At 38.9% G+C, this 22,223-nt stretch carries 18 protein-coding genes; 16 read left to right on the forward strand and 2 right to left on the reverse strand.

The window, feature by feature from the left end:
* Window positions 1-68 precede the first annotated feature (68 nt).
* The 14 genes from ABEQ24_RS16335 (at window position 69) to ABEQ24_RS16400 (ending at window position 16,306) form a co-directional block, all read left to right on the forward strand.
* Window positions 69-1,853: a sigma-54 interaction domain-containing protein gene (locus ABEQ24_RS16335; RefSeq protein ID WP_430007776.1), complete on the forward strand. Its 1,785-nt coding sequence runs from the start codon at window positions 69-71 to the stop codon at window positions 1,851-1,853.
* 249 nt (window positions 1,854-2,102) lie between these two features.
* Complete coding sequence (locus tag ABEQ24_RS16340) at window positions 2,103-3,083, forward strand: aminopeptidase (protein ID WP_430007777.1); 981 nt, start codon at window positions 2,103-2,105, stop codon at window positions 3,081-3,083.
* Window positions 3,084-3,095: 12 nt separating this feature from the next.
* A complete protein-coding gene (locus tag ABEQ24_RS16345; RefSeq protein ID WP_430007778.1) occupies window positions 3,096-4,595 on the forward strand; it encodes a tripartite tricarboxylate transporter permease in 1,500 nt (499 codons plus the stop codon).
* Between the two features lie 12 nt (window positions 4,596-4,607).
* Window positions 4,608-5,648: a tripartite tricarboxylate transporter substrate binding protein gene (locus ABEQ24_RS16350; RefSeq protein ID WP_430007779.1), complete on the forward strand. Its 1,041-nt coding sequence runs from the start codon at window positions 4,608-4,610 to the stop codon at window positions 5,646-5,648.
* A gap of 16 nt (window positions 5,649-5,664) precedes the next feature.
* Window positions 5,665-6,105, forward strand: a complete 441-nt coding sequence (locus ABEQ24_RS16355) for a tripartite tricarboxylate transporter TctB family protein (protein WP_430007780.1) — start codon at window positions 5,665-5,667, stop codon at window positions 6,103-6,105.
* 63 nt (window positions 6,106-6,168) lie between these two features.
* Window positions 6,169-7,305: a 2-keto-3-deoxygluconate permease gene (locus ABEQ24_RS16360; protein WP_430007781.1), complete on the forward strand. Its 1,137-nt coding sequence runs from the start codon at window positions 6,169-6,171 to the stop codon at window positions 7,303-7,305.
* Window positions 7,302-8,066, forward strand: a complete 765-nt coding sequence (locus ABEQ24_RS16365) for an enoyl-CoA hydratase/isomerase family protein (RefSeq protein WP_430007782.1) — start codon at window positions 7,302-7,304, stop codon at window positions 8,064-8,066. Before ABEQ24_RS16360 ends, ABEQ24_RS16365 begins: the two co-directional genes overlap by 4 nt.
* A 40-nt stretch (window positions 8,067-8,106) precedes the next feature.
* Window positions 8,107-9,075, forward strand: coding sequence for an aminopeptidase (locus tag ABEQ24_RS16370; RefSeq protein WP_430007783.1), 969 nt, complete (start codon window positions 8,107-8,109; stop codon window positions 9,073-9,075).
* A gap of 65 nt (window positions 9,076-9,140) precedes the next feature.
* Window positions 9,141-10,313 (forward strand): CaiB/BaiF CoA transferase family protein, encoded by a 1,173-nt coding sequence (locus tag ABEQ24_RS16375; protein ID WP_430007784.1) that lies wholly within the window; start codon window positions 9,141-9,143, stop codon window positions 10,311-10,313.
* A 39-nt stretch (window positions 10,314-10,352) separates the two neighbouring features.
* Window positions 10,353-10,859 (forward strand): gamma carbonic anhydrase family protein, encoded by a 507-nt coding sequence (locus ABEQ24_RS16380; protein WP_430007785.1) that lies wholly within the window; start codon window positions 10,353-10,355, stop codon window positions 10,857-10,859.
* Window positions 10,860-10,876: 17 nt separating this feature from the next.
* Window positions 10,877-12,181 (forward strand): aspartate aminotransferase family protein, encoded by a 1,305-nt coding sequence (locus tag ABEQ24_RS16385; RefSeq protein WP_430007786.1) that lies wholly within the window; start codon window positions 10,877-10,879, stop codon window positions 12,179-12,181.
* A complete protein-coding gene (locus ABEQ24_RS16390; protein WP_430007787.1) occupies window positions 12,168-13,592 on the forward strand; it encodes an NAD-dependent succinate-semialdehyde dehydrogenase in 1,425 nt (474 codons plus the stop codon). The genes ABEQ24_RS16385 and ABEQ24_RS16390 overlap by 14 nt, the downstream gene beginning before the upstream one ends.
* 12 nt (window positions 13,593-13,604) lie before the next feature.
* The gene (locus ABEQ24_RS16395) at window positions 13,605-15,011 is read left to right on the forward strand and encodes an FAD-binding oxidoreductase (RefSeq protein WP_430007788.1); all 1,407 of its coding nucleotides are present in this window, start codon (window positions 13,605-13,607) and stop codon (window positions 15,009-15,011) included.
* Complete coding sequence (locus ABEQ24_RS16400; RefSeq protein WP_430007789.1) at window positions 15,008-16,306, forward strand: (Fe-S)-binding protein; 1,299 nt, start codon at window positions 15,008-15,010, stop codon at window positions 16,304-16,306. Before ABEQ24_RS16395 ends, ABEQ24_RS16400 begins: the two co-directional genes overlap by 4 nt.
* 916 nt (window positions 16,307-17,222) lie before the next feature.
* Here the strand turns inward: ABEQ24_RS16400 and ABEQ24_RS16405 are convergent.
* Both ABEQ24_RS16405 and ABEQ24_RS16410 read right to left on the reverse strand, forming a co-directional pair.
* Window positions 17,223-18,227 (reverse strand): L,D-transpeptidase family protein, encoded by a 1,005-nt coding sequence (locus ABEQ24_RS16405; protein ID WP_430007790.1) that lies wholly within the window; start codon window positions 18,225-18,227, stop codon window positions 17,223-17,225.
* Window positions 18,228-18,758: 531 nt separating this feature from the next.
* Window positions 18,759-19,856: a citrate/2-methylcitrate synthase gene (locus ABEQ24_RS16410; RefSeq protein WP_430007791.1), complete on the reverse strand. Its 1,098-nt coding sequence runs from the start codon at window positions 19,854-19,856 to the stop codon at window positions 18,759-18,761.
* 108 nt (window positions 19,857-19,964) lie between these two features.
* Here ABEQ24_RS16410 and ABEQ24_RS16415 point away from each other — a divergent pair, with 108 nt between their 5' ends.
* Together ABEQ24_RS16415 and ABEQ24_RS16420 are read left to right on the forward strand one after the other, a co-directional pair.
* Window positions 19,965-20,843 carry a LysR family transcriptional regulator gene (locus ABEQ24_RS16415; protein ID WP_430007792.1) on the forward strand — a complete coding sequence of 293 codons (879 nt, stop codon included), beginning with the start codon at window positions 19,965-19,967 and terminating at the stop codon, window positions 20,841-20,843.
* Window positions 20,844-20,858: 15 nt separating this feature from the next.
* A complete protein-coding gene (locus tag ABEQ24_RS16420) occupies window positions 20,859-21,917 on the forward strand; it encodes an undecaprenyldiphospho-muramoylpentapeptide beta-N-acetylglucosaminyltransferase (RefSeq protein ID WP_430007793.1) in 1,059 nt (352 codons plus the stop codon).
* The last annotated feature ends 306 nt before the right edge of the window (window positions 21,918-22,223 follow it).

Consider the following 22,223-nt stretch of genomic DNA (forward strand, 5'->3'; position numbering starts at 1 on the left):
CAGAAGAATATCATAATGAAAAAAATATTAAGGATCAATTGAATGTCTTACTAAACAGGGGGGGGAAGATGGGGAAATCGATCCTTTTTGAAGTGCAAGAAGAAGTAAATTTGGTAGCAGAAGCAATAAAATCTGTATTGGATTTGGAAGTCATTATTTATGATCAGAATAAAGTAGTAGTTGCTGCTACAGGTGGCGGTCATCACGCTGTTGTAGGTGAACAGGTTAGAGGCCATATTATTAAAGAAGTGATAGAAACAGATATGCCTCTATATAACTTCGAACCAGGATTTCATCAAGTTTGTAAAAGCTGCATTCTCCAGGGGAACTGTCCTGAAAAAGCTGATGTGTCTTTTCCTCTAAAGCATGAAGGTCAAACCATAGGGGTGATTAGTTTGACGGCTTTTTCCGAAAAGCAAAAGGCGGAATTAAAAGAGAGGCACCTTGTTTTATCGAATTACCTTGGGAAAATGGCTGACTTACTCAGTAGTAAAATAAATGCAAAATCGTTGTTGGAAAAGTATTTACACATGTTCCAAATGCTTCAAGTGGCTATACAATCCATGTATGAAGGTATCCTCGCAGTAGATCAAAACGGATATATCTTAGAACTGAATCGTTCTGCTGAAAAAATACTGAATTTGAACAGAAATGATGTCCTTAAGCTGAATATTTCGGATATCACTCCTGATTTGCCAATTGAAAAGGTATTTTCTACAGCAAAAGGATATTCAGATATTGAATTTTCACTTCACATACATAAAAGAAAGATTCAAGTGATCGGGAGTGTAATTCCACTTGTTTATGAGGGTCTTATTATTGGAATTGCCATTTCATTTAAGGCCTTAAGGGATGTACAAAAATTGGCATATTCTATTACATCAGAAATCGATGATTCAACCTTTGATATTATCATAGGAAAAAGTAAAGCTATTCTGCAGGCTAAAAGTACAGCCAAGCAAATCTCAGCATCTGACTCCACCATAATATTTATGGGTGAAAGCGGGACTGGTAAAGAACTTTTTGCCAGGGCCGTACATCAAGAAAGTCAAAGGGAAAACAAACCCTTTAGGGCTATAAATTGTGCGGCAATACCAGAACACCTTCTAGAGAGTGAATTATTTGGATACAGTGAAGGAGCATTTACTGGTGCGAGGAAAAAAGGAAAACCCGGAAAGTTTGAGATGGCTAATGGAGGAACTATATTTTTAGATGAAATCGGTGACATGCCTCTTCATTTACAAGTGAAAATTTTGAGGGTGTTAGAAGAAAGACGAGTTGAAAGGATTGGTTCAAATTCTTCTTTAGATATTGATGTTCGAGTACTGGCAGCAACCCATAAAAATTTAGAACAAATGGTCATTGACGGAGAATTTAGAGAGGATTTATTTTATCGCTTAAATGTAATTCCTCTTCATATTCCTCCGTTAAGAGAAAGAGTGGGAGATGTTTCAGTGCTTCTACGCCATTTCGTTAAACATTATGTAAATATCACAGGAAAACAAGTAAATGGTTTTACAACAGAGGCTGAAGACTGCTTATGTTCTTATCCATGGCCAGGAAATATAAGAGAGCTTCAAAATACAGTAGAATACGCTATTAATATGACAAAATCTTTATGGATTTCATTAGAAGATTTACCAACAAGGGTTAAACCAAAAACAAATCACAGTGTTTTAAATCAAAATCTGACTCTAGAAGCTATGGAGGAAAAAATGATCTTGCAATCTTTAAAAAAACACGGGGATACGTTAAACGGAAAGAAAGAGGCTGCAAGGGAATTAGGAATAAATGTAGCCACTCTTTATAGGAAAATCAATAAGTTTGATATTAATCGCAAAATGCAAATGTAGTTTGCATTTTGCGATTAATTGAAAATTAGTAGTAGGTTAGGCCTCTTTAACATTTACAAGGCCTAACCTGCTTTTTTTATTTGCATTTTGCGAAAAATAGAAAAAGGTCTTATTGCTTACTATTTTCTAAATGTAAAAATAAAACCGTTTAGTTAAAGGTTATTTTCAATTTATTGATTTTTCTGTTAAGTTGGCACGGAAATTGCATTAGTAATAGATAAGGAAATAAATAAAAGGTGAGGGTGGTTTATGAATACAATACGCAAAATGTTTATGATGAAGTCCGTACAGACGATCTTACAGACGTGCTTAAATATAAAACCAGGTGAGAATCTTCTTATACTAACCGATACCAACACTATTGAAATTGGAGAGATGTTTTCCATTGTTGGTAAAGGTATGGATGCAGAGGTAGTTATGACAATTATGAGCCCTACAACTCGACATGGTGATGAACCTCCCAAAATTATTGCTGAAGCTATGAAAGCAGCTGATGCCATAGTCGCTCCAACCACTTTTTCAATAAACCATTCTACTGCAAGAAAAGAAGCGAGTGATGCCGGTGCAAGACTAATATTTATGCCAGATGCAAATGAAGAGGTTTTTTTGGATGGTTCATTAGATATTGACTTTTTAGCTCAAAAGGTAAAAATCGATAAATTATCAGCCATTTTAGAAGCTGGAAGTCATTTAAGCATTTCTTCAGAGTTAGGTACGAACCTTACCATGGATATTTCAGGTCGGCATGCTGTTCCCCAAACAGGCATCTGTCATGAACCTGGAAGTATCTCTCCACCACCGTGCATCGAATCAGCCGTTGCACCGGTAGAGGGTACAACAGAAGGGGTGATATATATTGACGGAGCCGTGGTTCCTGGCAGGGCATGTCAAGCACCGATAAAAATCACTTTTAAAGAAGGAAGAATTGTTTCGATTGAAGGTAGCGAAGACGCACAAATGCTAAGGCAGACATTAGAAAGCTATAACCATCCAAACGTATATTGTGCGGTTGAGATGGGAATAGGCATGAACCCCAATGCAAAGATCGGCAGAGGGGGACAATTAGAAGATGAAGCAGAGTTTGGAACGATGCATATTGGGATAGGAAATGGAATCACCTTTGGCAGCAGTATTCGTGCTCCTGGTCATTGTGATCTTGTTATGAGAGATCCTCTTATTAAAGTGGATGGGAGGATTCTCATGAAAAATGGCGAGATTTACTTAGATTAGGAGGGGAATCTAGTGATCGATTTAAGTTCAATAGTTGATTCGTTTACAAGTATCCTTTCTATTAAGATATTATTTTTATTTCTTTTAGGTACTTTTGCAGGAATAGCTATAGGTGCTCTTCCAGGATTAACTACCACAATGGGAGTATCCTTACTTATTTCATTTACGTGGGGGATGGAATGGATCGAAGCGATTGTTTTGATAGTTTCTCTTCACATTGGAGGTACATATGGAGGCTCTACTTCTGCCATATTTTTAAATATTCCAGGCACCCCAGCTTCTGCGGCCACTGCCCTAGATGGATACCCCATGGCTCAAAGGGGAGAAGGGGGATTGGCGCGGGGAATTGCTACTTTCCAGTCCTTTTTGGGAACAATCTTTGCAGCCATACTATTTTTGGTTGCATCTCCTTTACTTATTGATTTAGGGATGAATTTTGGTTCATGGGAGTATTTTTTGCTCGCTATGTTCGGAATAATTATAAGTGCTAACTTAACAGCTGAGTCTCTGGTGAAAGGCTTAATTTCTGGAGTTCTAGGGCTCGCTATAGCCACTATTGGAATGGATAAAATTACTGGAGTTCAACGTTTTACTTTCGGAGAGAGTGCTTTAATGGATGGATTTAGTCTTATTGCTATTTTGATCGGCATATTTGGAATCGCAGAAGTTATTGATTCACTTATACAACTAAAACCTCCTTTAAAGCCTGAAGATTCTAAATCTGTCTTACCAACATGGAAAATGTTGATGAAGTTTTTACCAATTGGTATACGATCTTCAGGAGTAGGAGCAATTACAGGGGCAATACCTGGAGTTGGTGCTGACGTAGCTGCTTGGGTTTCTTATGATATCCAACGGAGAAAGAGTAAAAATCCAGAAACGTTTGGAAAAGGAAACCCGGAAGGGATTGTTGCGGCAGAAACGGCAAATAACGCATGTGTACCCGGTTCTTATGTTCCAATGTTGACTTTAGGAATTCCAGGAGATGCTGTAACCGCAGTGATAATCGGAGGTCTTTTATTACACGGGTTACAACCAGGTCCATTATTAACGACTCAAAACCCTGATATTTTTTACCAGTTCTTTGTGATTATAATTGTGGCATCTGTTTTTATGTTAGTGTGCGGATTATTTTTCACCTTCTTGTTTCAGAAAGTTTTAGCAGTTCCCAAAAGTGTAATCTTGCTTATTGTCACGGTTTTAAGTGTCGTCGGTACCTTTGCGGTAAATAATCGTTCATTTGATATAGCAGTTATGATAGCTTTCGGAATCGTTGGATTTTTGATGAGAAAAGTAGGCTTGGCTGCTCCGCCTTTAGTATTAGGCATTATCTTGGGTTTAATGGCAGAGCAAAATTTTCGCAGGGCGATGGTTAGTGCTGATTATTCATTCCTGCCATTTGTAACTCGTCCCATCAGTCTCTTTTTGCTTGTATGTATCATCTTCATACTTTTAAATCAAAATCAATTTCTAACTAAACAATTAAGGCGACTCAGAAAAAATAAAGGCTAGGGGGAACATGTTATGAAGATAAAGATCATGTTTTTGCTTCTTATTTCCATTGCTTTAATGCTTAGCGCATGCAGTCAAAATCAATCGAAGCAACAGGCTTCAGGAAATACCTCAGATGCCGAAGGGTATCCCTCTAAACCAATTGAAATTGTTGTAGGTTTTGGTGAAGGAGGGGGCACCGATACTATGGCCAGGACTTTACAGCCAATGCTTCAAAAAGAACTAGGTGTTGCTGTTGCTGTAAAAAACAGACCAGGTGCATCCAGTGCTTTAGCTTTGGAGTATGTCAGTGGGCAAAAAGGCGATGGGCACACTATCTTACTCCAAACTGACTTGGTTCGAGTGTTTCCTACGATGGGGATGACGGACTTAACCTACAAAGATTTTGAACAAGTTGGAATAGGAGCAATGGGTATAGCTAATTTCGTCGTAAAAGATAAATCTAATCTAAAAACATTTGATGATCTTGTGCAATTATTAAAAAACGATGGAGCTAAAGTCGGAGTGGCAGCGATTGGTGATCCTTGGCACCTTACTTTAGAAATTCTCAACAACGTGATTGATGGAAAAGCAGAAATCATCACTTATGATTCTGGCTCAAATGCAGCCATGGCCGCAATGAAAGGAGAAGTGGATTTTTCCATCAGTGGCGTTAATGAAGTTGCTGACTTATTGCGTTCAGGAGATCTTCGGTCTCTAGCAGTAATGGATAATAAACCATTTGAAGTTGATGGCCTTGGAACGATTGCACCGGTGACAGAGTTTGTTGCTGATCTGGATAAATTTGTACCAGAAGGAACCTGGTGGGGACCTGCAGTAAAGGAAGGAACACCAGAGGTTATCGTAGAAAAAATTAAGAAAGCTTATAACAAAGCTATAAATAGTAATGAATTCAAAGAATTCGCAAAGAATAAGGCAATCGTTCTTACAGATATCGAAGATAGTCAAGAATATACTCAAAAAGCGACAGAAAAAACCAGCTGGCTGCTTTGGGATATTGGAGTAGGGAAACGTTCTCCTGAAGAAGTAGGAATAACGCGAGCAAACGAGTGACGGGAAGGTGGAAAATTTGAAAATTAATAAAGAGTTCCTTCTTGGAGGGATCGTTCTTGCAATCGGTATCTTTTTTGTCATAGAGAGCTATCGATTGCCTCCGGGAGATCATCTATTAAATTCAGCTCGTTCATTTCCAATGCTTTTAGGAAGCTGTCTTATTCTTTTATCAATTTGGCAATTAATTCTTGCCAGAACAAAAAATGAAAAAGCTGAGAAAAGAATTACTTCATCTGTTTCTATGAAGAGGGCATTCATTTTTATCCTTAATACCCTTTTGTATATATTCATTCTTATGCCTTTAATAGGATTTCTGAGTGCCACATTGGTCTTTCTGCTTGTTGGATTAATGGCATACAAGGAAGTTAGTTGGTATACAGCTACTTTAGTATCAGTAGGCATGGTTGGTTTCATTTATTTTGTATTTGAAAAACTAATGTATATTCGTTTTCCATAATAGGTAAAAACCCCCTGATTCTAAAACATGCTATTTATGAAAAATCTACTTGGGAGTGATTATATGAAGATCAAGCGAAGGATTGAGAAAGTACCGGGAGGGCTTATGGTCATCCCACTCATGTTAGGAGCACTTTTTAATACGATTGATCAGCTCCATATACCCATAGTAATGGAGTTTCTAAAATATTTAGGGGTAGCGCCTGTGGAAGAAGGTATTTATGAGTTTATGAGAATTGGAGGGTTTACGGAAGCCCTCTTTAAAAACGGGACATTGACACTTATTGGTTTATTCTTGTTCTGTGCAGGCAGCCAGATGAATTTACGAGTGGGTGGAAAAGCTTTAAAAAAAGGAATTCTATTAACTTCAAGTAAGTGTTTGACAGGAATTACAATTGGACTTTTATTCGGTTACTTTTTTGATCCTATGAATGGGCTCCTGGGCTTATCTACGCTTGCTATTATTGCTGCAATGACAAATGGAAATGAAGGAATGTATGCCGTCCTCACCGGACAATATGGCAATCGTTCAGATGTTGGAGCCATTTCTGTATTGACATTAAATGACGGTCCCTTCTTTACAATGATGGCACTGGGCATAGTAGGGATTAATTTTCCTGCTATCGCATTCATTGCGGTATTGTTGCCAATTGCATTAGGAATGTTATTAGGAAACTTGGATGAAGACATCAGAGAATTTCTAAAACCAGGTGAAACGCTACTTGTTCCCTTTTTTGCTTTTTGCTTAGGCGCAGGAATGAATTTTATGAGTTTCTTTAATGCAGATGCCGTTTGGGGCGGTCTTGTTCTAGGTTTTGCAACCGTCATCTTTACCGGGATAACAGGGATCCTAGTTTATCGATTATTTGGTGAGAGAAGTACAATTGGTCCTGTTGCTGAAGCATCAACTGCAGGGAATGCAGTGGGAACACCAGCAGCTATTGCTGCAGCGGCTTCTGTTGCAGCAGGAGCCGGACTTATGTCATTAGATGAGGCACAAAGTTTTCAGCAAATAGCTAATCTAGCTACCATTCAAATTTCTATTTCGACTATTACTACTTCTATTCTTTGTCCAATTGCTGTGATTTTTTGGGATAAATATCAAAGAAGTAAAGGAATTGACGGTCAATTAGAAGATGTTTCAAAAAAAAGTGAGATGACGTTGGAAGTAGCAAAGTTAGAAAGGAGTAGTATCGAATGAAGTGGATAAAGACCAATATTGAAAATCATATTTGTACCATAACGATTAATAATCCTCCAATGAATATTTTGACGAAAGAATTTCGGGAAGAATTTGTGCCTTATATGGAAGATTTAAAAGCTCGGCATGATGTTCGAGTCATTATCTTAACAGGAGAAGGAGATCGGGCATTCTGTGCTGGAGCTGATTTAAATGAAGAAGGTGAATTGACCGCTGAGACTGTTCGCCATTTTCTTGAAGAAGATTGCCGCATTTATGATGTTGTTAATGAAATGCCACAACCAGTGATTGCTGCTGTAAATGGATATGCCTTTGGTGGAGGCTTTGAACTTATTTTAGCTTGTGATATTCGAATTATGTCTGATCAAGCAAAGCTATGTGCCGCAGGTGTGAAAGTTGGTTTGGTTGTCGGACCTACTCGACTTGTCAGGTTAATGGGAGAAGCTTATGCAAAGGAAGTCATATTAACTGGCAGAACCGTTTTAGCTGATGAAGCATTTCAACGTGGTTTGGCTAGTAAAGTTGTGCCTCATACTACATTAATTAATGAAGCATTAAATTGGGCAAATATGATTGCCTCACGTGCACCTATTGCAGTGAGGAATGCGAAAGATACAATCCAAAAAATAATGGATTTAGAATGGCAGGAAGCCATGACGTATGAGCTAGATGCATTTATAGCTTGTCAGGATACGAGAGATCATAAACACGCAATTGAGTCTTTTTTTAATAAACAAATACCAGTTTTCCAAGGAAGATGATAAAGAGATCTAGATAGATTAAGGGGAGGGTCAATTAGTTATGAAGGAAGTCATGATGTATCCGGGTGCCCATGCGTTGGTGAAAGTATTGGCAGGAGTTGTAGAAGGAGAAAAAGTGTTGATTTTAACGGATTTTCAAACAGAAAGTATTGCTAAAGCATTGGCAGCGGTAACCTTCTCTTTAGGTGCTGAACCGATCACAATGTCCATGCCGCCAAGAAAGGGGCATGGTGACGCTCTACCAGACCCAGTCGCTGCAGCTATGAAAAAAGTAGATGTTGTGATTGCTCCAACTACTTATAACATCGCACACACAAAAGCACGTCATGAAGCTCAAAGAGCTGGTGCTAGAGTTCTAGTGTTGCCAGAATCTCACGATAACATTTTATTGAGTAAAGGGTTACTAGCTGACTTTGCTTCTCTTAGACCCCAAGTGGAACAAATAGCAAATTTATTAACCAAGGGTAATGCAGTTAGGATAACGACTACTCAAGGAACGGATTTACAACTATCCATTAAAGGAAGGGAAGGACGAGCATTAACAGGTTTTGCTAATACCAAGGATATATCTGCAGCTCACTGTATAGAGTCGAGTATTGCACCTGTTGAAGGGTCTGCAGAAGGTATTTTAGTGGTTGATGGTAGCATACCTGGAGTTGGTTTAATAGATACCCCCGTGGTTGTTGAGTTTAAGGGAGGGAAGGCGGTTTCAATTACAGGGGGAAAAGAGGCCGATTTATTTAGAAAAATATTAAATGAACGAAATGATGAAGAAGGAAACATCTATTTTGCAGGTGAGTTTGGGATTGGTATGAACCCGGAATGTGAACTGGAAAATAGTATGTTAAGTGATGAAGGGGTATTTGGCACCATTCATGTTGCTTTAGGTACGAATGCATATATCGGCGGAGTAATTAAGGCAAAGGGTCATTACGACATGGTCGTTAAAGACGCAATGGTGGAAATTGACGGTGTAACTATCCTTCGCGGCAATGAACTTTATTTGTGAGCTTTAATGGAAAAACCATTTGATAGTTAATAATTAATTACTGAATGAAAGAAAGGATTGATTTGATGAGTGCATTGGATGGCATCCGTATCGTAGATCTCAGTCAGGTTATGGCCGGCCCTTATTGCAGTATGTTACTGGCTGATATGGGAGCTGATGTAATTAAAATTGAACCCCCTACTGGTGAAAATACTAGAAGGTGGCCACCTCACATTGATGGAGAAAGTGCTGCTTTTATGGCTATAAATCGAAATAAACGCAGCATGACGTTAAATTTGAAAGACGATGAAGACAAGAAAATATTTTATAAATTGATTGAAACAGCAGACATACTAGTTGAGAATTATCGTCCCGGTGTTGTAAAGCGGTTGGGTGTTGATTATGAGACGCTTAACAAGATTAATCCACGTTTAGTTTATTGCTCCATTTCAGGTTTCGGTCAATATGGACCTTATTCCTCACGCGGTGGTTATGACTTAATTGCGCAAGGAATGACAGGAATAATGAGTGTGACCGGAGAACGAGGTGGAAACCCAGTAAAATGCGGGCTGCCTATTACAGATTTGGGTGTCGCATTGTTTGCTGCCTATGGAATATTATCTGCTTTGTATGCGCGTGTCCAATCAAATGAAGGTCAATTTATAGATGCTTCATTATTTGATACTGGCCTTGCTTTATCCGTTTGGGAAAGTACGCAGTATTGGGTTAATGGCGAAACTCCTGAACCTACTGGTAGTGGACACCGTTTGTCAGCACCTTATCAAGCCTTTCAAGCTAGTGATGGCTATTTCACTGTAGGTGCAGATACACCGCATCATTGGCCAGAGTTTTGCCATATCATAGGAAGACCAGAATTCCTAAAAGACGTGCGATTTGTGGATGACCCTTCAAGAATAAAGCATTTAAAAGTTTTCATACAATTAATTGAAGAAAAAACTAGTAAACGCCCAAGAAGTTATTGGTTAGAGAAGTTTGAAGAAGCAGGTATACCTGCAGGCCCAATCAACACTTATCCAGAATCATTAACTGATTCACATACCATTTCCAGGAGAATGGTTGAAGAGGTAGAGCATCCTATTGCTGGAAAAATTAAGGCGTTGGGTATTCCTATCAAACTTTCAAAGAATCCTGGTCAAATAAAAAATGCAGCTCCTTTGTTAGGCCAGCATAATGAGGAAATTTTAAGAGAGTTAGGATTAGAGAAATCTAATTCATCTTATAAAGAGTTAAACATTTAAACCCATTGTTAATTACGAAAATGAAAGGGGGATGTGTGGATGATTCATGGTTTAAGAGGAAAGGTCCCATCCATCCATTCAGAAACCTTTATACATGAGTCGGCTCAAATTATTGGGGATGTAAGGATTGGAAAAGATGTGAGCATCTGGCCGCAAGCCGTATTAAGGGGAGATGATAACAATTTTATTGAAATAGGGGATGGCAGCAATATCCAAGACGGTTGTATCGGACATGTTACACCAGAATTCCCTTTGCACATAGGAAAAATGGTAACAGTTGGACACGGTGCTATCCTGCATGCCTGCCAAATTGAAGATGGGGCATTGATAGGCATCGGAGCGATAGTTCTGGATGGTGCTGTTGTTAGAAAAGGAGCACAAGTAGGAGCTGGAGCAGTTGTACCCCCAGGCAGGATAATTCCAGAAGGAGCCCTTGCTATTGGAGTCCCAGCTAAAGTGGTTAAGGAGCTTACGGAAGTAGAGAAGAATGAAAATATTTATAATGCAATGGAATATATTGAACTTTGGAATCGGGATTATAAATAGGAAGGAGAGGTTGATATTTGAAGTACAACAGCAGCTTATCTGAGAGAGCGTTAAAAGTATTGCCACCCGTAGCTAATAGAGCTACCTCAATTGGAGTTACGAGTGCATATGACTCAACAGTAGTGGACGAAAATGGGAAGAAATATTTGGATTTTGCTAGTGGAGTAGGGGTTAATAATGTAGGGCACTGCCATCCGGAGGTAATTAACGCGGTAAAGGAACAATTGGATTCGATGATTCATATTGGTCATAATGTTGCCTATTATCCTTCTTATATCGAATTAGCTGAGACTCTTAATGATCTTACAGGAACTCAGCGTATGGTGTATTTCTCAAATAGTGGTGCAGAAGCTAATGAAGGGGCTATTAAATTAGCAAAAAAGGCTACCAAACGGCCTGCGATTATATCATTTAAAAGAGGGTTTCATGGTCGTACAATAGCGACAACATCCATTACTTTTTCAAGTTCTGCATATAGAAAAGATTATGAGGGTTTGTTACCAAGTGTTTATTTATGCGAATATCCATATACTTTTCGCACAGGTCTGAGTGACGAAGAAGAAACGAGAAGGTGTATTCAAAGCTTGGAAGACGTTTTTCAATATCAGGTAGATCCTTCTCAAGTTGCTGCAATGATTCTTGAGCCAATACAGGGTGAAGGAGGATATATTGTTCCTCCGAAGGGATTTTTGAAACAAATAAGAGAGATTTGTGATCAATTTGGTATTCTGCTAATTTTTGATGAAGTACAGACCGGTTTTGGCAGAACAGGTAAGATGTTTGCTTATGAGCACTTTGGAGTCGAGCCTGATATCCTAACTTTAGGTAAGGGCATTGCATCTGGTTTTCCATTGAGTGCATTAGTTGCTAAGCGTGAAATCATGGAGAAGTGGGAAGCTGGAACACATGGTGGGACATATGGTGGAAATCCAGTTTCATGTTCAGCAGCACTTGCTTCTATAAAAATATTAAAACGGGAAGGTATTGAAAACGCTGAAAAAATGGGAAACTACTTTAAACAAAAATTACTAGAATTGAAAAATGTGTTTAAAGGCATTGGCGATGTAAGGGGACTAGGTTTAATGATTGGTGTGGAATTTATTGATCATAAAGGTAAGCCCGATTCCCAAAAAGTGACTGACATGAGGGAATATGCATTAGAAAATGGGCTTATTCTATTACCTTGTGGATCGGATAAGAATGTCTTACGCTTTATCCCACCTGTAACGGTGTTAAAATCTGAGCTTGATCAGGCATTTAAGGTAATAGAAGAGGGATTAAGAAAACTAGATAAAAAGGAGAGTGGCCATGCTATACATTAACGGGAAATGGAAAGTTGCTCAGTCAAAAGAACGCATGTCAGTGTATAATCCTGCTAATCTAGAGATCATTGGTGAAGTTGCCTTTGGTGGAGCGAATGATGTAAAAGAAGCGATTCAAGCAGCTTCTGCTGCTTATAAAAGTTGGAAGAAGACGAGTGCAGATGAGAAGTCACGTTATCTTAATAAAATTTCCTCCCTGTTAAAAAGTATGGAAGAAGAGCTGGCTGTTACTATCACTAAGGAGATGGGTAAGCCACTTAAAGAATCTCTTGGTGAAGTGAAATTAGCGATCGCTTACATCGATTGGTATGCTGAGGAAGCAAAACGGATTTACGGTGAGACCATTCCTGCATCTAGTCCGGATAAAAGAATTTTAGTTTTGCAAGAGCCAATTGGAATAACAGGAGCCATAACACCTTGGAACTTCCCAGCTGCAATGGTGACTCGAAAACTTGCTCCGGCGCTTGCTGCAGGGTGCCCAGTTATTTTAAAACCAGCATCAACTACTCCTTTGACTGCTATTAAAATTTTTGAAGCGATTGATGAAGCAGGGCTACCGAAGGGAGTTGCCAATTTGGTTATCGGATCTTCCAGTGAGATTGCCCAGACATTATTAGACAGCAAGGAAGTAAGGAAATTGACTTTCACAGGTTCGACAGAGATTGGAAAGAAACTGATGAGTGAAGCATCCCGTACGGTGAAAAAGGTTTCAATGGAATTGGGTGGACATGCTCCATTCATTGTATTCAGTGATGCGGATTTAGAGAAAGCAGCAGAAGCAGCTGTAGCAAGCAAATTTAGAAATGCAGGGCAAACTTGCGTTTGTACGAATCGAATCTATGTTCATCAAGAAGTGGCTGATGAATTTACCAACAAATTTGTTGAAAAAGTAAAACGATTAAAAATTGGGAATGGCATGGAGAAAGACACTGACATTGGTCCATTAATTAATGAAGACAGTCTCGCCAAAGTCATCGAGCATGTAGAAGATGCTGAACAAAAAGGCGGTCTTATTGTGTGCGGAGGAAAAAAGGTGGAAAACTATGATAAAGGTGTATTTTATGAACCTACTGTCATTCAAAATGCAAATGAATCTATGAAGATTGCCGCTGAAGAGACATTCGGGCCAGTTGTTCCAATTTTCACATTTAAAACAGAAGAGGAAGCAATTGAAAGAGCGAACCATCCAGACTATGGACTCGCCTCATATTGTTTCACATCAGATCTAAATCGTGCATTCCGTGTGATGGAATCTCTTGAATATGGAATAATAGGTATCAATGATTCTATGCCTACAACAGCTCAAGCCCCATTCGGAGGAGTGAAAGAAAGCGGTGTTGGAAGAGAAGGAGGGAAATATGGGATTAAAGAATATTTAGAAGAGAAATTTGTTTCTTTAAATATTGGTTAATCGAAGGAGTCAATGAAAATGGACTTGAAATTGAGCGAAGTTAAGGAAGTCATTCCTTCTAACCAAATTTTTACGGATTTATCTGATAGGTATAGTTATAGCTACGATGCTTCTTTTGGCACATTTCTTCCTGATATGGTGATTCAGGTGAAGAATAAATCAGAAGTTTCATCAATATTAAAATTGGCTAACAAGTATAAAATTCCAGTTTATCCTCGTGGGCAAGGGACCTCTCTAAGTGGAGGTCCATTGCCTGTAAAAGGAGGGATCGTTTTAGATATGTCTCAATGGGATAGTTATTTGAGTATCGAGCCGGATGACCTGATTGCTGTTGTTTCTCCTGGCGTGCTTACAGCTAGGATCAATGAAGCTGCTGAAAGACACGGACTCATGTATCCGCCTGATCCAAGCAGTTCACATGTTTCTACAATTGGAGGCAATTTAGCTGAGAATTCCGGTGGCCCCAGAGGACTAAAATACGGTGTGACAAAGGATTATGTTATTGGCTTAGAAGTTGTAACCCCTGAAGGAGAAATAATAAAAACCGGCGGAAGAACAATAAAGAATGTAACCGGTTACGATTTAACCAAACTAATAGTAGGATCTGAAGGAACACTCGGGATTATAACCGAGGCCACGTTGAAATTGATTCCTAAACCACCTGCGACTCTAACTTTGATGGCTGTTTTTGATGATCTTATTTTATCCGGAAAAGCCATATCTAAAATTTTAACGTCAGGCATTCTTCCTTCAAAAATGGAAATAATGGATCAGCATTCTATGATCGCTGTTGAGAATTATCAACCATTAGGTCTTCCTATCACCTCTGAGGCGATACTTTTAATCGAACTTGATGGTCATCCAATTGCCATTAAAGAAGAAATGAATACAGTTGAGAAGATTTTTAAAGAGATTGGAGCTGTTGATGTAAAAATAGCAAAAAACGATAATGAAGCAAAGTTATACTGGAAGGCAAGAAAGTTGGTTTCACCAGCTATAGTCAAAATAAAACCTACAAAGGTTTCAGAAGATGCCACTGTACCCCGTAGTAAGATTCCGGATATGTTTAAAAGATTAAAAGAAATTGGGGAAAAATATAAAGTTCATCTTGTTGTCTTTGGTCATGCTGGGGACGGAAATCTTCATCCTAATATTATTTGTGACAAAAGGGATGTAGAAGAAATGATACGAGTGGAAAAAGCAGTTGAAGAAATATTTGAAGCTGCAATTAAATTAGGAGGAACTTTGTCAGGGGAACATGGAATTGGAACATTGAAAGCGCCCTTTATGGAAATGGAGTTGGGATATTTCGGTTTAGATATGATGAAACGTGTTAAACAAGCTTGGGATCCTAATAATATATTAAATCCCGGAAAAATATTCCCGGAAAAAGGACAGAAGTTGGTGTTGAGGGAATGAGTACGATTTCTGAACTCCAAAGAAAATTAAACTATGATGAAACTTTCAATTGCGTCCAATGTGGATATTGTTTACCTGCATGTCCGACATATGAAACTATGAAAATCGAGTCCCATTCTCCAAGGGGGCGAATTAACCTCGTTAAAATGCTAGCAGAAGGTAAAATCACAATAGAAGACCTAAGAGAACCAATTGAAAAGTGTCTTGGGTGTCGTGCTTGTGTAACAGTTTGTCCTACGAATGTCCGATATGGCAAGATTTTAGAAGGGGCGAAAGAGGTATTAGAGGAATCAGCAGAAAAAACAACAAAGCAAAAAATTACTGAAAATATAATTTTTGACCAAGTATTTCCTTCAAAAAAATGGATGGATTTTATTGGGAACGCTACGTGGCTATATCAGAAGTCAGGGCTACAACAAATTACTCAAAAGACGGGAATCACTAGGATGCTTCCTTTCCAACTAGGAAACTTTGAATCCGTTCTTTCAGATATCTCTTCACCTTTGAGTCGTAAAAAAATGTCTAGGCATTACCCCGTAAAGGGCACAAAGAAAATGACTGTAGGTTTTGTGACAGGCTGCGTAATGGACGCTATTTTTCTAAACATTAATAAAAAAACTATTGATTTATTAACTTTGGCAGGGGCAGAAGTTATTATACCGGAAGCTCAAACGTGCTGTGGGGCCTTGCACGCTCATGCGGGAAAAAAGGATTCTGCAAAAAAACTTGCTAAAATAAATATTGAAGCTTTTGAAAGCGAAAATGTGGACTATATTGTTAATAATGCCGGTGGGTGTGGTGCAACTTTAATTGAATATGACCATCTTTTTCTAAATGAAGAGGGTTGGCATAAACGTGCTAAAAACTTTGTTAATAAGATAAGAGATATTTCAGAAATTTTATGTGAATTAGATGGATTAAATTTCACCAAGGAAATGAACTCTATTGTGACCTATCAATCGTCGTGTCATATGACACATGTACAGAAAGTTATTGATGAACCACTTTTCCTTCTAAATCAAGTTCCAGGTATACGCTACCATGAGATGGAAGATTATGATAGGTGCTGTGGATCAGCAGGTGTTTACAATTTAGTCAATTACGAAGAATCAATGGACATTTTAGATTTGAAAATGGAAAAAGCAAAGGATACTAAAGCCTCTATTATTGTTACAACAAACCCTGGTTGTTTGTTACAAATGAAATTGGGTATCAAAAGGGAAGGTCTAGAAGATAGAATAAGAGCTATTCATCTTGTAGAATTACTTGTTGAAGCAGGGGCAGCCTCTAAATGAAAATTCAAAATAAATCCGCACTTTATAGGTGCGGATTTTTTATGAAATCTAAATGTTGATGTATAAAAAAATAATTATTAAAAGTTCCCTTTAATTGATTGCAAGTTAAGAAGCTTTTAATATCATAGAAGTTCAGTCTTATCTATCTACCTTTTCTGTGTTGAATTCGAGTAAGATTTATCATTCAAGTATACTGATGGAAGACCTTCCAAGACCTCTATTTTTTCTTCGTCTAACAATGGTCTAGCTGTTCTCAGATACTATACTTCGATATCCTCAGCAGTGTTACATGTTCCATCATAAAGAAACCTTGCCACTTTATGTTTCCGCGGTCTCTAAACTTTGGATCATCGCCATCTATCATTTAACTCATTATAAAAACATACGTTCTGTTCTGGCGAGGTGTAATTTATGGATTCTCTAAATAATTGATTTTCTCTATATACGGAATTAGAGTACAAAAAGAAGAGGAGCAAACAAACGCATGTTAGAAAGATAAATAAGTTCATTTGGAAAACTAATTGATACTCGAAATGAAAGGTTAATTAGTATTATTACTTTATATTTTATTACCAGCAGGTAAAGGGAGTCACATTGAATTAGGATTGGCCTTAGGTCTTAATAAAAGGATTATTCTCTGTTTGCCAAATAATGAAATCAATAACATTTATATTACCAGTACTTTTTATCACCTGCCTGAGGTTGAACAGTTCGTAGGGACGTTAGATGAATTAATTGAATTTTTGACAACAGATGAAGAGAGGGTACCCAGTTAAAATGGTCGTTTTCAGCACAAGGTAGCCGTTCTTTAAAATCCATGCGAAGTGAAGGTTTTGTTTCTGGAAAATCTCCTGCAATCCATGAAAAACAATAAGAAACCTAGGTAGTCTATACATCTGCCCAGGTTTCTTTCTATTTATAGTCCCAATGCTTTTTTCGTAACAGGACCAACGATGCCGTCTGCCGACAGGTTTTTGGATTTTTGGAAAGAACGCACGGCTTTTTCTGTGTTGGGACCAAATACTCCGTCAACACCTTTAGTGTTGTAGCCTTTTGCAGTAAGTGTACTTTGAAGTGTTTTAACTCCAGATCCGCGGCTGCCCATTTTTAAAGTGCCGCTGACTGTTCCAGTAGATGGTTTATCAGGTGCGGTGGGTGGCTTTGTTCCATATAGTGCTTTTCTTGTTGCTGGGCCAACAATCCCGTCTACTGTTAAGCGGCGGGATTGTTGAAACTGACGTACTGCCTGATCGGTATTGTTTCCGAACGCTCCATCAATGCCTTTGGTGGAAAAGCCTATAGAAGTAAGTTTGCGCTGCAGTTCTTCTACTGCAGAGCCTCGGCTGCCTTTTTTCAGAATCGTTCCATTACTCGCTGCAGGAATAGAAGGTGATACTGAACTTGGAGTTGTTTTATATCCGTACGATGCAGCAATAGAATCAAATGACTTGCCTGAAGAAGTGATCATGACTGGTGTGTTGGTCGGCACTTGGCTAAACAGCCATTCTACTTCATTGTCGTACATCCGAACACAGCCGCTGCTGACATAACCGCCAATAGAACTCGGATTGTTATTGCCATGAATGGCATACGTTGTACCCCATGTTCCCCTCGCATTTAATCCAAGCCAGCGGTTGCCAAGCGGATTGCGCGGATCACCGCCTGGAATGTTGTCCGTATAATAAGGTCTGTTGACAATTTTATTTACAATCTTGAATTTTCCTTCAGGTGTGAGGGATTGACTTCTTCCGGTGCCTACCTTAAATACTTTTTTCAGCTGACTGTTTTCATAATAGGCCAGCAGATTATTGCTTTTGTTGATGATGATGAATTTGCTTCCTGCTGCAGAAGCAGAACTCAATTCCATACTAAAAATCATAAGAAAAGATAACAAAAAAAGAATGAACCCTTTTTTTATCACAGTAACCATCTCCCTTTTTCACTCTGTTTTCACCCTATATAACGAAATGTATTTCAAGATTGTTCCATAAATTAACAATATTTTGAAAATTAAATATAAATTTAAGTGTGAGTTAATTTCAAGATTTTGACCTAATTGGTATTGAGCGAACAGGAAGGAAGGTTGAATAATGATTTGTGGTTAATTATGAATGGAAGGGAAGAGAAATGGACTTAGAAGGGTTACAAGAATTTGTAAGACTGACGATCACATCGACTTTGATTCAGAGGAATTTTATTATATGAAAGTTATGAAGAATCAGAAGCAATTTAGCATTGAAAGTTTCACTTTAACTCCATTGGGAAAGACACGCTTCAAACGCAATGCGTGCTTGGGGGGGCGCTAATTCACTTTTAGCAGGAAGCGGAATATTAATGTATTTTTCGCACTCCAAAAAACACCCATAAACGGGTGCCTTTGGTGACTTTATTAAGCTTTATTAAATGGTTGTTGCTTCTATTGGATTGTAGAGTAAGGTGCGTTTAGCCCAATTTAAATGGATTTTTTAACAGGCAATCTCCCAATATAATGAGATTCCGGTCTGAAAATCGTATTGTTTTCAGCCTGCTCCATGACATGTGCTGTCCATCCGACAACTCTGCTTGCTGAAAACGTCGGGGTGAACAGCTCTGACTCCATTTGAATGGATTTCATAATGGCTGCAGCGTAGAATTCAACATTCGTGTACAGCGATCTTCCCGGTTTTAGCTCTTGCAGCAAGTTTACAGCAGTTGTTTCCACTTCCATTGATAAATCAAGCCATGCATCTTTTCCCGCATTCTCGAGTAAAACAGTTTTCAAAGCCACAGCTCTTGGGTCATGCGTTTTGTAAACGCGGTGTCCAAACCCCATTAATCGTTCGCCGCGATTTAGTTTCTCTCTAATCAATTTTTCAATATCACCGCATGAGGCCGCTTCATCTAAAAAAGCAATCACTTCAGATGGGGCCCCGCCATGAAGAGGGCCTTTCATTGTGCCGATTGCAGAGGTCACAGCGGAGTACATGTCAGACTCGGATGAAACGGTTACTCTTGCAGAGAAAGTAGAAGCATTCATTCCATGCTCCAATGTTAAAATCATGTAGGTTTCCAGAGCCTTGCGCTGAGATTCCGAAGGCCTTTTTCCATTAAGCATGTAAAGATAATTTTCAACATGATCAAGCTCTGCAGAAGGGCGGATAAATGCTCTGCCTTCTAAATGGCTTTTTCGATAGGCGATGATTGTCGGCATCATCGCTGTTAAACGAATGGCATCTGAATAAGTCGGCTTTTCTTTATTTGCTGGACCGGATGCTGAAACCGCTGTTCTCAAAACGCTCATTAAATTCATCTCTGCCGGAAGACTGATCAGCAGATTTTCTATATAATCAGGAAGCCCTCGCTGATTCTTCAGTTCATTTTTCAGCTGAATGAGCTGGTGCTTGTCAGGCCATTCGCCATGCCATAGTAAATACGAAACTTCTTCAAATGAATAGTTTTTCGTCAGATCTCTAACATCCAGTCCTCTGTAAATCAATTGGCCAATTACCCCATCAATATGGCTGATGGCTGTTTCAGCAGCCGCAATACCCTTTAAACCTTTAATTACCATAAAAATCTCTCCTTCCCTTTGTACTTACTATTTTATAAAATAGTAAGTATTAAGAAAATTAAATATATATAAACGGATTGATTAAGTATTTTAATAAGGGTGGTTTCTATGGAATTCACGTGGCTTCAAACATTTGTCACAGCTGCAGAATGCGAAAATTTCAGAAGAACAGCGGAGATTCTTTACATATCCCAGCCTTCTGTTTCCGTTCATATCAAACTGCTGGAAAAAGAACTCGGGGTTCGATTATTTGAGCGGGATGGCCGCAAGATTAGACTGACAGAAGAGGGAAGGGTTTATTTGAAGCATGCAAAGGAACTTCTCTCTGTGTATCAAAACGGTATAGTCAAGCTTCAGTCCTTTCAGCAGGGGTTTACATCACAGTTTACTCTAGCCATTTCCCCGCTTATTGCGGATACTATTCTTCCTTATGTGCTGAAAAAATACTGCAACCAGTATCCTCAGGTAGAAATTTCCGTTAAAATTATAGAATCAAGTGAAATTGAAGAGGCTGTAAGGAACGATAAGGTGGATCTTGGGTTGTCCTGTATGGGCAGCACTCATCCGGATATCAATTGTCAGCTTCTGTACAAAGACAAGGTGCTGCTTGTCGCCCCTCACGATGGAATGGATTCTGAAAGAGCGCTGCCCTTGGATGAAGAAGAGGTGTTAACATCAAATTACCTTCTTACACATAATCATCCTGTATACTGGGATTCTCTATGCAGAGCGGTAAAAGCAAATTATCCGGGCATTCGGATGATGGAGGTCTCCCAAATTCATATTACAAAACGGTTTATTGTGGAAGGACTCGGCGTTTCGTTCCTTCCTGCTTCAACAGTTAGAAGAGAGATGCTTGAAGGAAGGTTATTGGAGGTCAATTGTCCATCCATTCCATTGCCGGAAGCTCATACATATGCCATCATGAAATACAAACATAAGAAGCAGAAAGAATTTTTAGCATTTCTTTCGCAGTTCAGAATTTAAAGGGAGGCCATTTATATGAAAAAAACAATTGTTTTTACAGGCGGCGGCTCAGCAGGGCATGTCACGCCAAATATTGCGATCATTGATGAACTGGATAAAAGCACCTGGGACGTCCAATATATTGGTTCAAAAAATGGGATTGAAAAGGAACTGATTGAGAAAATCGCGATTCCCTATTATGGCATTTCTAGCGGGAAGCTGAGAAGATATCTGGATTTTGAAAATGTAAAAGACAGTTTTCGTGTATTAAAAGGCTGCTTAGATGCAAGAAGAGTACTCAGAAAATTGAAACCTGCTCTAGTTTTTTCAAAAGGAGGATTTGTCTCCGTACCGGTTATTATTGCAGCAAAATCACTTAAAATTCCTGTTCTGATCCATGAGAGCGATATGACACCGGGACTTGCGAATAAAATCGCGCAGCGTTTCGCTACTAAAATCTTTACATCGTTCGAGGAAACGCTGAACCATTTTCCAAAAGAGAAAACGGCTGCCATTGGTTCACCGATTCGCAGGGGGATCTTAAAGGGATCACCTTATAAAGGAATTGAACTGCTAGGGTTTGACCGCAGGCGCCCGGTTTTAACAGTGATGGGCGGCAGCCTCGGGGCGAAAAAAATCAATGAAACCATTAGAGCGGCATTGCCGCAGCTGAAGGACTATCAGATCATTCACTTATGCGGAAAAGGAAACGTCGATCTGAACTATGCGAATCAGAAGGACTATAAACAATTCGAATATGTCCATGATGAGCTTCCACATTATTTGGCAGCAACAGATTTTGTGATTACAAGAGGCGGATCAAACTCTATTTTTGAATTCCTTGCTTTAAGAATCCCGATGCTCATTATTCCTCTTACGAAAAATCAAAGCCGCGGAGATCAGATTTTAAACGGAAAATCGTTCCAGGAAAAAGGATATGCGATGATGCTTGAGGAAGAACATTTATCTGTAGAAACGCTTGTGAAACATTTGGGTGATTTAAAGAACAAAAGAGATGATATGAAGCAGAAAATGACCTCGCTTGACCGGAAAGATGCAATAAGTATACTTGTTGCGGAGATAAACGGCAGATAAGAATAAGATGTAAATGGAGGATGGGACGTAACGATCATTTCCAGAATGAAAGTGCGAAAACCATTAAAAGAAATGGCTATCTTCGCATAGATTGTTGTTTTTTATGATAAATAATGTCCGTTGCTTTCCGCTCCAGGAACTTGCTTTCCGCGGGGAGCATGGGAGCCTCCTCGGCGTTGCCTGTGGGGTCTCCCAATTTGCTCTATTTCCCGCAGGAGTCAAGTTCCTTCCGCTGCAATCCACTTAAGGTTTCTATCATTTAGTCTGGCAGTACAATATTTATGATAAGAGCCAAAGAAAAAATCC

The organism is Metabacillus idriensis (assembly GCF_050483325.1).
Taxonomy (GTDB): Bacteria; Bacillota; Bacilli; order Bacillales; family Bacillaceae; genus Bacillus_P; species Bacillus_P idriensis_A.